13 protein-coding genes are annotated in these 14081 nt (G+C 70.1%); 4 read left to right on the top strand and 9 right to left on the bottom strand.

All coding sequences use genetic code 11. The annotated features are described in order from the left end of the window. The first annotated feature begins 231 nt into the window (after nucleotides 1–231). Both ACQPXM_RS38165 and ACQPXM_RS38160 read left to right on the top strand, forming a co-directional pair. On the top strand, nucleotides 232–1299 hold the full coding sequence (locus ACQPXM_RS38165) for an MsnO8 family LLM class oxidoreductase (RefSeq protein ID WP_432942853.1): 1068 nt from the start codon (nucleotides 232–234) through the stop codon (nucleotides 1297–1299). A 53-nt stretch (nucleotides 1300–1352) separates the two neighbouring features. Beyond that, entirely contained in the window at nucleotides 1353–2813 is a 1461-nt protein-coding gene (locus ACQPXM_RS38160; protein WP_432942852.1) for an NAD-dependent succinate-semialdehyde dehydrogenase, read from the top strand. On the opposite strand, the gene ACQPXM_RS38155 is transcribed toward ACQPXM_RS38160, so the two are convergent. From ACQPXM_RS38155 to ACQPXM_RS38140, 4 genes are all read right to left on the bottom strand, one after another. Further along, nucleotides 2814–4037, bottom strand: coding sequence for a glutathionylspermidine synthase family protein (locus tag ACQPXM_RS38155; protein ID WP_432942851.1), 1224 nt, complete (start codon nucleotides 4035–4037; stop codon nucleotides 2814–2816). Then, nucleotides 4037–4456 carry a hypothetical protein gene (locus ACQPXM_RS38150; protein ID WP_432942850.1) on the bottom strand — a complete coding sequence of 140 codons (420 nt, stop codon included), beginning with the start codon at nucleotides 4454–4456 and terminating at the stop codon, nucleotides 4037–4039. Before ACQPXM_RS38150 ends, ACQPXM_RS38155 begins: the two co-directional genes overlap by 1 nt. Next, complete coding sequence (locus ACQPXM_RS38145) at nucleotides 4453–5811, bottom strand: APC family permease (RefSeq protein ID WP_432942849.1); 1359 nt, start codon at nucleotides 5809–5811, stop codon at nucleotides 4453–4455. The genes ACQPXM_RS38150 and ACQPXM_RS38145 overlap by 4 nt, the downstream gene beginning before the upstream one ends. A 90-nt stretch (nucleotides 5812–5901) precedes the next feature. After that, on the bottom strand, nucleotides 5902–6741 hold the full coding sequence (locus tag ACQPXM_RS38140; protein WP_432942848.1) for a polysaccharide deacetylase family protein: 840 nt from the start codon (nucleotides 6739–6741) through the stop codon (nucleotides 5902–5904). 82 nt (nucleotides 6742–6823) lie between these two features. Here ACQPXM_RS38140 and ACQPXM_RS38135 point away from each other — a divergent pair, with 82 nt between their 5' ends. Further along, nucleotides 6824–7258 carry a DUF2243 domain-containing protein gene (locus tag ACQPXM_RS38135; protein WP_077019525.1) on the top strand — a complete coding sequence of 145 codons (435 nt, stop codon included), beginning with the start codon at nucleotides 6824–6826 and terminating at the stop codon, nucleotides 7256–7258. Then, on the top strand, nucleotides 7255–8028 hold the full coding sequence (locus ACQPXM_RS38130; protein ID WP_432942847.1) for a cytochrome c oxidase assembly protein: 774 nt from the start codon (nucleotides 7255–7257) through the stop codon (nucleotides 8026–8028). Before ACQPXM_RS38135 ends, ACQPXM_RS38130 begins: the two co-directional genes overlap by 4 nt. Here ACQPXM_RS38130 and ACQPXM_RS38125 read toward each other — a convergent pair. The 5 genes from ACQPXM_RS38125 to ACQPXM_RS38105 are packed head-to-tail and all read right to left on the bottom strand — an operon-like array spanning nucleotide 8025 to nucleotide 13875. After that, nucleotides 8025–8861, bottom strand: a complete 837-nt coding sequence (locus ACQPXM_RS38125) for a MerR family transcriptional regulator (RefSeq protein WP_432942846.1) — start codon at nucleotides 8859–8861, stop codon at nucleotides 8025–8027. The genes ACQPXM_RS38130 and ACQPXM_RS38125 overlap by 4 nt on opposite strands. 34 nt (nucleotides 8862–8895) lie before the next feature. Then, a complete protein-coding gene (locus ACQPXM_RS38120; protein WP_432942845.1) occupies nucleotides 8896–11370 on the bottom strand; it encodes a glycoside hydrolase family 2 protein in 2475 nt (824 codons plus the stop codon). 56 nt (nucleotides 11371–11426) lie between these two features. Beyond that, a complete protein-coding gene (locus tag ACQPXM_RS38115) occupies nucleotides 11427–12038 on the bottom strand; it encodes an SGNH/GDSL hydrolase family protein (RefSeq protein ID WP_432942844.1) in 612 nt (203 codons plus the stop codon). Next, nucleotides 12035–13132, bottom strand: coding sequence for a Gfo/Idh/MocA family protein (locus tag ACQPXM_RS38110; RefSeq protein ID WP_432942843.1), 1098 nt, complete (start codon nucleotides 13130–13132; stop codon nucleotides 12035–12037). Before ACQPXM_RS38110 ends, ACQPXM_RS38115 begins: the two co-directional genes overlap by 4 nt. After that, complete coding sequence (locus tag ACQPXM_RS38105; RefSeq protein WP_432942842.1) at nucleotides 13129–13875, bottom strand: sugar phosphate isomerase/epimerase family protein; 747 nt, start codon at nucleotides 13873–13875, stop codon at nucleotides 13129–13131. Before ACQPXM_RS38105 ends, ACQPXM_RS38110 begins: the two co-directional genes overlap by 4 nt. Between the last annotated feature and the right edge of the window lie 206 nt (nucleotides 13876–14081).

Here is a 14081-nt window from a genome sequence, read left to right as displayed (position 1 = left end):
CGGATCAGGAACTCAGGTGTGGCAGGTGACCGTCACCGGCCCCCGCTGGTTGTTGTCCTCGTGGCCGGCCTCCCGCTGTCGGTGGATCTGCTGGAACGCCGAGAACGATGCCTGGCCGGTCGCGGGCCGGACAAGTGCCGTGGGCCCCCATCTTTGGGGGCCGGGCACCGGTCGAGAACATGGGGGCAGATCCCCCATGTGGGTCCGGCGTCCAGGTGTCACCGTGAACGGGTGTACAGCGCAGCTCCCGGCCTTCCGGTCTCAGCCCACTCGGTGCTCGACGTCGTGCCGCAGCCGGCCGGGCAGTCCGCCGCCGCCGCGCTGCGGGAGACGGTCGAGGTCGCGCAGACCGCCGACGACCTGGGCTACCGTCGGTTCTGGGTGGCCGAGCAGCACGGGGTCCGTGGCGTCGGCAGTGCGACGCCGGCCGTACTGGCCGCAGTTCTGGGTGCCCGGACGGACCGGATCCGCCTGGGTTCCGGGGGAGTGCTGCTGGGCAACCACAAGCCGCTGCTGATCGCCGAGCAGTTCGCCGCGCTCGCCGCGGCGTACCCGAGCCGAATCGATCTCGGGGTCAGCGAAGGCAGTGTCTCGGCTCCTTGTACGGCGGCCGCTCTCGGCTGGTCCGGTGACGCGCGGGAGACCTTCCCGCAGCGGCTGGACGAGCTGTGCCGGTTCCTGCGTGACGGTCTGCCCGGGCGGACGCCGGTCGGCGACGTCCGCCTCACACTGGCCGGGTTGCCGCCGCCGGTGTTCGTGCTGGCGAACCGGCCTGCCACGGCGCAGCTGGCCGCGGTACGGGGGCTGCCGGTCTTCCTGACCGCGTCGGAGGCCACGGTGGCTGCGGCGGCGGCGTACCTGGACACGTTCGAGCCGACCGGGCCCACAGGCAAGCCGTACCTCGGAGTGTCGGTCGGAGTGGTTGCCGCCGACACCGATCAGGAGGCGCTCAACCGGCTCGCGGAGTACGTACGGGTGAAGCACCGGCTCGCCAGTGCCTCGCCGCGAGCCACGCCGGCCGAGCTGCTCGAGCTGCTGGAGCCCCCGATCACCGGACGCGAGCGCGGCCGGGCCGAGCGGCTGCTGGACGACCCGGGGCACATCGTCGGCTCCCGGTCGACCGTTGCCTCCGGACTGGCCAAGCTGGCCGCCGGGACAGGCGCGGCCGAGATCATGCTCGCCCCACTCGCGTACGACGGCCTGGTGCGCTCCTCCATCCTCCGCACCGTCGCGGCGGCCCTGACCCGGGCCATTCGCACGGTGCCGCGCTCGGCACCGCACTTCGTCGCCACTGCCTGAACGCGACTGCCTAGAGTGGGTACTGCCCCCACCACCATGGAAAGGCAGAGCTGATGTCGCGCGAGCAGGAAGTCGTCCAGGCATGTCCGACCGAGCTGTTCATCGGCGGCAAGTGGCGATCGGCCGACGGCGGTAGAACGCTCGCGGTCGAGGACCCGTCCACCGGTACGACGCTCGTCGAGGTCGCGGACGCGTCCCCGGCCGACGGGCTGGCGGCGCTCGACGCGGCTGTGGCGGCGCAGTCCGAGTGGGCGGCTACCGCGCCGAGAGAGCGTGGCGAGATCCTGCGCCGCACGTACGAGCTGATGACCGAGCGGGCCGACGAGCTGGCGCTGCTGATGACGCTGGAGATGGGCAAGCCGGTCGCGGAGTCCAAGGGCGAGATCGCGTACGCCGCGGAGTTCTTCCGCTGGTTCGCCGAGGAGGCGGTGCGGATCGACGGCGGCTACCAGGTCGCGCCGAACGGGCAGGGCCGGTTCCTGGTGATGCGCCAGCCGGTCGGCCCGTGCCTGCTGATCACCCCGTGGAACTTCCCGGCCGCGATGGGCGCCCGCAAGATCGGCCCGGCGGTCGCGGCCGGCTGCACGATGGTGATCAAACCCGCCGCCCAGACTCCGCTGTCGATGCTGAAGCTGGCCGAGCTGATGACCGAGGCCGGACTGCCCGCCGGCGTGCTCAACGTGATCACCACCAGCGACTCCGGCGGCGTGATGGAGCCGCTGATCCGCGACCCGCGTACCCGCAAGCTGTCGTTCACCGGCTCCACGCCGGTCGGCCGCTCGCTGATCGAGCAGTCCGCCGAGCAGGTGCTGCGGACCAGCATGGAGCTCGGCGGCAACGCGCCGTTCCTGGTGTTCTCCGACGCCGATCTGGACAAGGCGGTCGAGGGCGCGATGCTGGCCAAGATGCGCAACGGCGGCGAGGCCTGTACGGCGGCCAACCGGATCTACGTGCACTCCTCGGTGCTCGAGGAGTTCGCGGCGAAGCTCACCGAGAAGATGTCCGCTCTGAAGGTCGGCCGCGGCACCGAGGACGGCGTGCAGGTGGGTCCGCTGATCGACGGCAAGCAGCGGGACAAGGTCAAGGACCTGGTCGACGACGCCGTCCAGCAGGGCGCGCGCGTGCTGACCGGCGCGGAAGTTGCCGAGGGCAAGGGATACTTCTATCCGCCGACCGTGCTCACCGACGTACCGAAGAGTGCCCGGCTGCAGAAGGAGGAGATCTTCGGCCCGGTCGCGCCGCTGACCGCGTTCGACACCGAGGATGAGGCGGTCGCGATGGCCAACGACACCGAGTTCGGCCTGGTGTCGTACCTGTTCACCCGCGATCTGGCCCGCGCGCTGCGGGTCTCGGAGCAGCTGGAGACCGGCATGATCGGCCTCAACCAGGGCATCGTCTCCAACCCCGCGGCCCCGTTCGGCGGCGTCAAGCAGTCCGGCCTGGGCCGCGAGGGCGGCAGCGTCGGCATCGACGAGTACCTCGAGGTCAAGTACGTCGCGCTGAACCTGGACTGATCACTCCGTCAGCCACTGCTTGATCGTCTCCTCGTCGGGGCGCGGCGAGGTGCCGATCGCGTGCGGGACGAAGCGGGCGTAGTAGTCGGTGATCGGCCCGTCGGACTCGCGGACCATCATCCCGGCCGCGGCGCCGTCGACGATCCAGCTGCCGATCACAGCCTGGTTGCCCTCGTACGACGGCAGCGGGCTCCACTCCTGGTAGACCATCGTCTCGGTCTCGTACGGGCCCTCGTGCACGTGGTCGTCCGCGCCGATGGTGTGGATCCGGATGTTGCTGCCCTCGCGCCCGTGCAGCGGCTTGGCCACCCATTCCAGCAGGTCGCCGGGGTTGTCGAAGTACGCCGGCAGCAGGTTCGGGTGGTCGGGGTAAAGCTCCCACAGCACCGGCAGGATCGCCTTGGTCGACAGCATCGTCTTCCAGATCGGCTCGATCCACTGCACCGGCTCGCGCTCGACGCCGGCCAGGATGTACCGGCCGAACTCGTCGTCGAGCATGTCCTCCCACGGGTACAGCTTGAACGCCGTCCGGATCCGCCGCCCGCCCCAGTCGACGAACGCGCGCTGCGACGACTCCCAGCCCAGGTCCTCGATCTCGTGCCCGTACGTCGCCAGGCCGGCCATCGCCGCGGTGTCGCGCAGGTACGCGACCGTCATCGCCTCCTCGCCGGAGGTCTCCGCGCCGGAGTTGAAGAAGTGCGCCTCGTTGCCCGGGAAGCGCCCGGCGGCCAGTTGCTCGGCCCACCACTTGACCAGCCGGTCGTGCACCGAGTTCCACTGGTCGGCGTCGGGAAAGACGTCCTCCAGCCAGTTCCACTGGATCACCGCGGACTCCAGCAGGCCGGTCGGGGTGTCGCCGTTGATCTCCAGCATCTTCGGCTCGACGCCGTTCCAGACCAGGTCGAAGCGCGCGTACACCGACAGGTCGTCCCGCTTCAGCGACTCCTGCACCAGCGGGAGCGTGCCCGGCGCCAGCCCGAGCTGCGCGTCGCTGAACCGGTCACCGGCCGCCATCACCTGCGCGGCGTGCTTGCACATCGCGTAGAGCTCCTCGGTGACCGCCTCGAGGTGCAGCACCTCGTCCATGGTCACCTCGTACCAGGCGCTCTCGTTCCAGTACGGCCGCTCGGTGCCGTCGGGCATGTCGGTCATCGGGAAGACCAGACCCTGCTCGACGACCTTGTCCCGCCAGTCCGGCCGGGGCTTGATCGCGTGTCGCCACATCAGCCGCCAGAGCTCCCCTTGCCGGACTTGCCGAAGCCGCCGCGGGTGATCGTGCCGATGTCGCCTCCACCCGGGTTCAGCCCGCCGCGCTTGATCGTCGGGCTCCCGCTGCCGGCCGTGCCGGTGCGGGGGATCGTGTAGGTGCCGCTGCCGGCGTTGTACCGGCCTCCGATCGGCGGCACGAACGCGCCGCCCCGGGTGGCCATGTAGAACCAGAAGAACCCGGCGCCGGACCCGTGGTACTCCCGCTCGTCCTTGCAGTTGGAGTCATCGGTGCGTTGCTCGGTCTGCGGGTCGACGCAGATCGCCGCGTAGTCGGGCTGGTCCTCGTCGTCGTTGGAGCAGCCGGTCAGCGAGGCCGCGACCAGCGCGGTCAGGCCGAGCGTGATCCCCGCGCTGCGCATCCGGCGGTCGCTCATCGTCGTCCCTCCCCCTCGGCCGGCGGTTTCATCGAGAACATCACCGCCGCGCCCACCACCATCGTCACACCCACCACAACCAGCGGCCCGGTACCCACGTCGGCCACCGCCAGTACCAGCACGGTGACGAACGAGACGGTCGCCAGCAGCGGCACCACCACCCGCTGCACGACCCGGCCGCGCAACTCGCCGGTGAAGTAGACGGGGACGGCCAGCGCGGTGGCCAGGTAGTAGAGCGAGACCAGGATGGACACCGCGGCGACGGAGTCGGCCAGTACGGCGTCCGAAGTGAGCACGAGCGTCACGTAGATCAGCACGCTGGCGGCCGCGAACACCCAGGTCGACACACTCGGCGTCTGGTACCGCTTGGAGATCCGGGCGAACCGGCCCGGGAAGGCGTCCCGCCGGGCCATCGACAGCATCGTCCGGGCCGTCGGCAGGATCGTGGTCTGCGTGGACGCGAGCGCGGACACCAGGACGGCGCCGATCAGCAGCTTGCCGCCGGCCGTGCCGAGCAGGTCCTCGCCGAGCACGGCCAGGAAGTCGTCGTCGGCGATCTCGGCCAGCGGCCCGGTCCCGGCGTACGCGACTGCGGCCCAGGCGACCACGACGTACAGGACGACCAGGATCGCGTTGGAGACCAGGGCGGCGATCGCCGGCGTGCTGCGCGGGTTGCGGGACTCCTCGTTGACGCTGAAAGACGAGTCCCAGCCCCAGTAGAGGAAGACCGCGACCAGGACTCCGGCCGCCCAGGCGCCCTCGCCGGTGTCGGAGAACGCCGGGATGCTGAGGCTGCCGGCCTCGCGGAAGGCCGCGACGACGAACCAGATCAGTGCGACCAGCTCGATCGACAGCAGGAGCAACTGGGTGCCGGCGGCGACGCGGATGCCGCGGTAGGCGAGCAGTGCCATCCCCAAAATGAACGCCGTTCCGAGGGCGGCCTGGGCGAGCCGGGAGTTCTCCGCGCCGTCCAGGCCGAGCAAGGCGTAGGTGTAGACCGAGGCGACCTGGGCGAGGTTACTCATCACCAGCACGCAGGCCATCACCGTCGTCCAGCCGACCATCCGGCCGACGCTCAGCCCGAACGCCTTCTCGGTCCACGGGAACGTCGTACCGCAGTCGGGCTCGGCCCGGTTGAGCTCACGGAAGCAGAGCGCGACCAGGACGACCGGTACGGCGCTGGCGGCCAGCACGATCGGCGCGGCGGCTCCGGTGTAGGCGGCGAGCAGCCCGACCGACACAGCCAGCGAGTACGCCGGCGCGGTGGAGGAGACCCCGATCGCCGTCCCGGCGCCGACACCCAGCGCGCCACGCCGCAGGTTACGGCCGCGCGACCGCGACTCGGTCGTCGTCACAGTGCCACCCTCTGGTTGCCGGACATTCTGGTCAGCCCAGGGTGCCACCCCGTCCGGGGCACTGGCAGCGGGCTGCCGCTTCTGACGTCCTCAGTGCCCCATCAGTTCCGTCACAGTCACCAGTTCGAGGCCCTTCGCCCGGAGCGCCTTGACGATCGGCGGGATCGCCTCGTCGGTGAACGGCGCGTTGTCGCCGCCGTGCATGTGCAGAACGACGATCGAGCCGTTGCGGGCGTGCCGCAGGACCTGGTCGACGATGGACTTGGGCGACTTGGCGAAGCCGTCGGCGCCGGGCACGTCGAGGCCGACCGCGGTGACACCGGCCGGGGCGAGCTCGTGCAGCGCCGTACCGTCGTAGCAGCCGCCGGGGAAGCGGAACCAGCGGGTGGCGTGCGGGTCGAGGCGGTCGAGCATGGTGACGGCGCGACGGACGTCGGTGAGCATCTCGGGCCGGGGGACGGTGCCGAGCGTGTAGCAGTGCTTGGTGAAGGCCCGGTGGTCGTAGGTGTGGGTGCCGAGCTCGAAGAGGGGATCAGCGGCGAGCTCGCGGGTGCGCTCCGGGTACTGCTCCATCCACAGGCCCGTGAGGAAGAGCGTGGCCGGCACCTTCAGTTCGCGCAGGTGCTGGAAGAGGGCGTCGTTGTAGTAGGACTCGACCTTGCCGCTGGTGAGCCGGCGGCGCATGGCCGCGGTCAGATCGGCGTCGAAGGTCAGCGCGATCCGCGGCTTGTCCCGCGGGCCGTGCTGCACGATCGGCATCAGGTTGGTCTGGCGCGACTGACCGGGCCGGTCCTTGGTGGCCGGTCTCTGGCTCGCCTTGGCCTTGGCCGGTGTGGCGCTGGGCGTGGTGTGCGGTTGCTGAGCCGTCGATGGCGGGCTGTCTCCGCAGCTGACCAGTAGTGCCGCCACAACCGCGCACAGCGCAGCCACCGTCCATCCCCGTGCCCCAGTCACAAGCGACGAGTATGCCTGTGGCAGGGGTACCGGCTGGTGGGCTGGGTACCTGCGCCGGATGCCGCCCACCCTGCTGCCCACCCGCTCGACCTGGGCCGGAGTCCTGATCGGCATCGGGACCGCTGCCTTCGTCGACGAGACCGTGTTCCACCAGTTGCTGCACTGGCACCACTTCTACGACCGGTCGACCCCGGCGGCCGGGCTGGTCTCCGACGGCCTCTTCCACGCTTTCGGGTGGTTCGCCGTTGTCATCGGCCTGGTGATGTACGCCGATCTGCGGCGCCGCGACGGTCTGTCCCGCCGCCGACTGACGGCTGGTGTGCTGCTGGGCGCAGGCGTCTTCCAGCTGTACGACGGCACCGTCCAGCACAAGCTGCTCGACCTGCACCAGATCCGCTACGGCGTCGACCTGACTGTCTACGACTGGACGTGGAACGTCCTGGCCGCGGTGATGGTCGTCGCCGGCGCCCTGCTGCTCCGGCGGCGCGCATGATCGGGCTGCACGCCTCGCATTCCAGCGGCACACCGGCGGCCCTCGCAGCAGCGCTCGCTGTGGCGGCGGCCTATGTCTGGGCAGCACAGCGGCTGCATCGACGAGGTGACACCTGGTCCGGCTGGCGAACCCTGTCGTTCGTGGTCGGCGTGCTGGCGCTGGGTGCGGTGCTGCAGCTGCCCGATGGCGAGTTCACCGCCCACATGGCTCAGCACCTGATCATCGGAATGCTCGCGCCGTTGCTGATCATCCTGGCACGGCCGTTCACCCTCGTGCTCCGCGTCCTGCCACCGAGTTCACCCCGCCGGGCTCTGCTCCGCGTCGTCCACTCCCGCTGGTCCGGCTGGCTGATCAGCCTCCCGGTTGTCACCCTGCTGGAGGCCGGCAGCCTCTGGGCTCTCTACCGAACCCCTCTGTTCGCCAGCACCCAGGAACACCCCTGGCTCCACGCGCTGGTTCATCTGCACGTCCTACTGACCGGACTGCTCTTCACCTTCGCCATCTGCCAGCTAGACCCAGTACGCCGCCGCTACGGCCTCAGGCCGCGCGCCGCGGCCATCGTGCTCACCGGCGCGGCGCACGCCGTACTGGCCAAGTCGCTGTACGCCACACCGCCACCCGGCACGGCCTTCACCCCAGCCGACTTGGCCGCCGCCGCAAAGCTCATGTACTACGGCGGCGACGCGGTGGAAATCGCCCTGGCCCTGGTGCTTGCCCTCCAGTGGTACCGAGCTGAAGGGCGAGCGTTGGCGCGCACGCAGGTCGTCTAGCGACGTACGGCCTCCAGATACCACCCCAATGCCGCCGCTGGACTCTCCGGCGCTGCCCAGCCGTTCACCACCGCCAGCAGTTCGAAGTAGCGCTCGCGCCGCGCGTCCGCCGCGAGTGCGAGCCGGTCGACGTCGACCTTCCCCACCGCCGCGACATAGCTGTCCGCCTCCGCCGATCGAGGGTCGATCCCCGCCGTGACGGCCGGTCCCACCACCCGTCGGATCACCGCCACGTCGTTGGCCCGCAGGCCGCTCCCGGCGTACCCGTCCACCAGCTCTCGCATCAAGTCGCTGAACTGCTCGTCCCGCACGAGCTCGACCAGGTCGGCCCAAGCGGCGATCTGCGCATCGGTCGGCTCGTCCGGCAACTCGGGCATCATCGACCGCCTGGCCGCGGCCAGCGACGGATCGGGCCGCTCGAACACCGCCGTCAGGAACTGGTCGACCAGCGCCGTCCGCTCCAACTCCGACATCCGGGCGAACTGATGCAGCCTGTCCAGCGTCCCGGCGTCCGCATCCCGCTCAGCCGCCATCGCGAGCACCGCGCGACGCGTCCGCAACTGCCGGATCTGGATGGTCAACGCCTCCGCCTGGGTGGCAGCGACCTCGGTGAGTGACCGGCGGCCGTCCAGGACCTGCTGAACGATCGCCAACGGCAGACCGAGATCGCGCAGTGTGCGGATCAGCTCCAGCCGGGCCAGCGCCTGGCCGTCGTACCGGCGGTGCCCCGTGGCGGAGCGAGTGCTGGGCACGACCCCTCGATCGGAGTAGAAGCGGATGGTCTTCACTGTCAGGCCCGTCCGCCGGGACAGTTCGCCGATCGAGTAGGTCATGCCGTCAACAATGCGGTCTCCACCCAGGGGAGATTCAAGCCACCAGGTCGTTGGCCGAGCGCAGAACCGGTACGCCGACCTCCGCCGGGGCCGAGGCGCCGGTCACGTGGAAGGTGTGCGAGTCGCCCGCGGACAAGGTGATCAGGCAGCTGTCGACCTTCGCGGCCGGGTCGAGGCGGTCGGGGAAGAGCGCCAGGTCCTTGGCCAGTGCGGTCGCCGTCACCGTGACGTCGTAGCCACCGTCGACGGCCGTCACGGACGCGGTGTAGGCGTCCCCGGCCAGCTGCAGCGACGTGTCCTCGACGAAGTACCAGTACGCCGTACTGCCGTCCGCGCCGCGTACCTCGACGTACTCCGCGGCCGGGTCGCCGGGCGTGGCGATCGACTCCGGCAGCGAGTTCAGCACCGCGGAGCGCGGACCGACCTCCAGCTCGAAGGTCTCCTGCGCCAGCACGGCGCCGCCCGCGGAGGTGCTGCGGCGCGCGACGGTGATCGACGTCGACCAGGACTCGTCGGTGTCGTTGTGGCCGGCAACCACCAGACCGTCCTCACGCGGCTGTACGGTCAGCAGGCGATCGGCGTACGCGTGCTTGAGCGCGAACCACAACGGCTTGCGGATCCCGTGCCCGTCCACGGCGGCCCAGGAGATCACCGGCCAGTTGTCGTTCAGTTGCCAGACGATCGTGCCGGTGTTCAGCGGGAACAGGCTGCGCCAGTGCTCGACGCCGTAGGCAACGGCGCGGGCCTGGTTCAGCTGGGTGGTCCAGTGCCAGTCCTCGATGTTCTTCCACAGCGGCAGGTGATCGCCGAGCCCACGCTCGAGCTTGAGGTTGCCCTCGAAGGCCTTCTGGTGCACGAGCATCTGCTCGCCGTACGGGTCGAGCGGCTCGTCATGCACCACCGAGGTCAGCGTCGACCACGCCGGCGGCCCCTGGAACCCGAACTCCGACACGAACCGCGCCTTGTACTTGCGGTACGTCGAGTAGTCGACCTGGTTCCACACGTCCCAGACGTGCATCGTGCCGTTGCGCTCGTCGTTGGGGTGGATGAAGTGGTCGTAGGAGTACGGGCTGCCCTGCGAGTACGGCGTCCGCGGGTCGAGCTCCGCGACGATCTTCGGCAGCAGGTCGAAGTAGTAGCCCTCGCCCCACGTCCGGCCCGCGAGCGGCTGCCGCCAGCCCCACTCGACGTAGCCCCAGATGTTCTCGTTGTTGCCGTTCCAGAGCGCCAGGCTGGCGTGCCGGCTGAGCCGCGTGACGGCCTGCCGCGCCTCCGCCTCGACCTCGCTGCGCAGCGGCTCCTCCTCCGAGTACGCCGCGCAGGCGAACAGGAAGTCCTGCCAGACCAGGACGCCCAGCTCGTCGCAGACGTCGTAGAAGTCGTCGGACTCGTAGATCCCGCCGCCCCAGACCCGGAGCAGGTTCATCTCGGCGTCGACCGCGTCGGCGATGCTGCGCTCGTACGTCGACCGGTTCAGCCGGGTGACGAACGCGTCGTCGGGGATCCAGTTCGCGCCGCGCACGTAGATCGGCTTGCCGTTCACCGACAGCACGAACGGGCCGCCGTGCTCGTCAGGTGCGACGTCCATCGTGATGGTCCGGAAGCCGACCCGGCAGCTCCAGCCGTCGGTCTGCTCGCCGGCCCGCAGCGCCACCGTCACGTCGTACAGGGGCTGGTCGCCGTGACCGCGCGGCCACCACTTGGCGACGTCGTCGACGGTCGCCGTGATCCCGGCCTCTTCGGTGCCGGCGGCAACCGTCATCTCGGTCGTGGTGCCGCCGACCTCGACGGTGATCGTCGCGTCGGCGGTGAACCCCTCGGCCCAGGCGAGCGCGACCTTGGTGTCCAGTACGCCGTGGTCGCCGTCGAGCCCGGCGAGCGGGCGGACGGTGTCGATCCGCACGCCGGTCCAGGACTCGATCCGGATCGGCCGCCAGATGCCGACGGTCGCGACATCCGGTCCCCAGTCCCAGCCGAAGTTGCTGGCCATCTTGCGGATCGCGTTGTACGGGTGCAGGTTCGTGTGCGGCCAGAGCCCGAGCTGCTCGGCCAGCTGGTCCGCGGTGTCCGCCGGGCCAGCGAACTCGATCACCAGCTCGTTGCGCTCGGCAACGAGCAGCGTCGTGACGTCGAACCGGTACGAGCGGTGCTGGTTCCAGGTCTTGGCGATCTCGGTGCCGTTGAGGGTGATGGTCGCGGCCGTGTCCAGGCCGTCGGCCACCAGCTCCTGCACGGCGTGGCCGTCGGGCTGCCAGTCGAACTCGGTCCGGTAGCTCCAGCGGGTCCGGCCGATCCAGTGCAGCTTGCCCTCGTTGGCGCCGTCGAACGGGTCGGGGATGACCCCGGCGGCCAGCAGATCGGTGTGGACCTCACCCGGCACGGTCGCCGCGACCGGCGCGGCCAGGATCGCACTGTGCCGGTCGGGGACCGGGCCGTCGACGGCGCGCACGGTCCACGCGGGCCCACCGTCGGTGGTCAGCGGGACATGGCGAGGAGAGGTGAGGTTCACGGGGAGTCTCTTTCGAAGAGTTACTTAACAGGCTCAATTAATCGTAGAGCCGGGATTCAGGAAAAGACAGTTCGCTGCCACAGGTCGGCCAGCAGCCGGTGGCCGGCGGCCGTCGGGTGCACGCCGTCGTAGGCGAGCGTCTCCGGGCCGACCTCCGCGGCGCGCGCGGTGAACTCGGCGAAGGCCGGGACCAGCACCGCGCCGTACTCGCCGGCCAGGCGGTGGACCACTTCGAGCTTGGGGTCGAAGTCCTCGTGCCAGCCGCGCTGGTCGTCGTCCACCGGGACGAAGAACGGCTCGACCAGCGCCAATTGCACCTGCCGCAACGGATCGAGCAGCTTGCGGTACGCCGCCTCGAACTGCTCGGCCGAGGTCGGGTCGTCCTTGTCGTACCGGCGCCAGGTGTCGTTGATCCCGATCAGCACCGAGACCAGATCGGGGGAGTGGGCGAGCACATCGGTCTCCCAGCGGGCGACCAGGTCGACGGCGCGGTTCCCGCTGATCCCGGCGTTCAGGATCATCGGGCGGCTCGGGCCCAGGTCGTCGTACAGGTTCTTCACATAGCCGTCGCCGAGGCCGGCCGGGTCGTCGCGCCGGCCGCAGTCGGTGACCGAGTCCCCGGCGAACACGATCGTCCGCCGGGGATCCAGAAGGTTGTCCGTGGTCACAGAGTGGCCGCGTTCACGTCCCAGTCGTCCGGCAGGACCGGCGACTGCTCGACCGTGCTGGTGACGTCGACGAACGCACCGGTGTCGATCGACTCGGTGATGGAGGCCATCACGTCGACGATGTGGAACGCCAGCGCGCCGGTGGCCCGGTGCGGCCGGTCGGCCCGGATCGCCCGCGCCATCTCCAGTACGCCGGTACCGCGCTCGGCCGTCGCCTCGGTGGTGGCGACGGTCTCCCAGTCGTCCCCGCCGCGGCGGCGGATCTTGATCTCACTGTCGAAACGGTTCGGGTCCGGGACGGCCAGGGTCGCCTCGGAGCCGGTGATCTCGACGAACCCGGCGCGCGGCAGCGGCGAGTCGAAGCTGAAGATGCTCTGCGACGACTGTCCCGACTCGAACCGCGCGATCGCGCTGACGTGCGTCGGCACGGTCACGTCGAACTCGGTGCCGGCCAGCGGCCCCGAGCCGATCGTGCGCTTGTCGCGCGACTTCGAGCCCAGGCCCGCGACCGCCGCGACCGGGCCGAACAGCTGCACCAGTGTGGTCAGGTAGTACGGGCCGATGTCCCACAGCGGCCCGGCGCCTTCCTGAAACAGGAACGCCGGGTTCGGGTGCCAGGACTCCGGGCCGGGCGACTGCATCAGGGTGAGCGCGGTCAGCGGCGTACCGATGTCACCCTTCTCGATGATCCGGCGCGACTCCTGCAGGCCCGGGCCAAGAATGGTGTCCGGCGCACAGCCCAGCCGCAGTCCGGCGTCCTGCGCGGTGGCGAGCAGCTTGAGGCCGCTCTCCTGGTCGAGCGAGAACGGCTTCTCGCTCCACACGTGCTTGCCCGCGGCAATCGCTGCCAGCGCCACCTCGACGTGCGCGATCGGGATGGTCAGGTTGACCACGATCTCGACGTCGGCGTTGTTCAGCACGGCCTCCGGACCCCCGTGCGCGGGGATCCCGTACTCCTCGGCCTTCGCCTTGGCCGCCTCCGGCCGCAGGTCGCCGATCGCGACGACGCTGAGATCGGGGAAGCTCTGCATGCTCTTGATGTAGGCGTCGGAGATCACTCCGGCGCCGATGACGCCTACCCCGACCGCGCTCATGCCTGGTCCTGCCCGGTGAGCCAGCGGAAGCTGCCCTCGACGGCGTCGAAGATCTCACCGGTGAAGTCGTCCAGCTCGACCACACGCAGCGCGGTCGGCGCCGCGGCCAGGATGTCGTTCACGGCGATCGTGCCGTCGCCGACCGCGACCTGGGCCTTGTTGTCCAGGGTGCCGTCGCCGTCCTTGACGTGCAGCGCCTTCACCCGGTCACCAAGCCGGCCGAGCAGCGCCGGTACGTCGGCACCGCCGACGGCGGCCCAGTACGTGTCGACCTCGAGAATGACCTCGTCGGACAGGTTGTCGGCCAGGATCTCCAGCGCGTGCACGCCGTCGATCACCGACTCCAGCTCGAAGTGGTGGTTGTGGTAACCGACCGTGATGCCGTGCTCGGCGCCTTGCTTCGCGGCGGCGTTCAGCCCCTCGGCGATCGCCTTGATCTCGTCGGCCGACTGCCACCGCGCCGGGTCGGTGTGCGGGTCGATGACCGTGCCGATGCCCAGCTTCTTGGCCGCCTCGAAGATCGGCCCGCTGTCCTCACGCAGCAGCCCCGCGTGCGTGCTCGGCGCCGTCAGACCGTACTTGGGCAGCGCGTCGGCCAGCTGACCGGCCAGATTCACCAGACCGAACGGCTCCACCTTGGTGTAGCCGATCTCCGCGATCCGGGCCAGGGTGGCGTCGAAGTCCTCCTCCAGCTTGTACCGCACCGTGTAGAGCTGGAGGGACAGGTTGTCCACTGCGACCATTCTTCTCTCCTCGTCGCCAGGGTCCCTCCGCTGCCCAGAGAACCCCCGGCCTCGCTTGACCGAACCGGTTAAGTACCGTCCGGCAGCCTATCCCACACCTCCCCCCGCCGACCAGGGTCGAATCACCCCGTGGTCACCCACCGGCAACCGCTTCCCGCAGTCCGTGTCGGTCTAGTCCAGGCATGGGAATCGCGACAAACGGAGAG

Source organism: Kribbella sp. CA-253562 (genome assembly GCF_050942265.1).
Classification (GTDB): domain Bacteria; phylum Actinomycetota; class Actinomycetes; order Propionibacteriales; family Kribbellaceae; genus Kribbella.
Note: the sequence above shows the minus strand (reverse complement) of the source record. Positions and strands in the feature narration are given on the sequence as shown.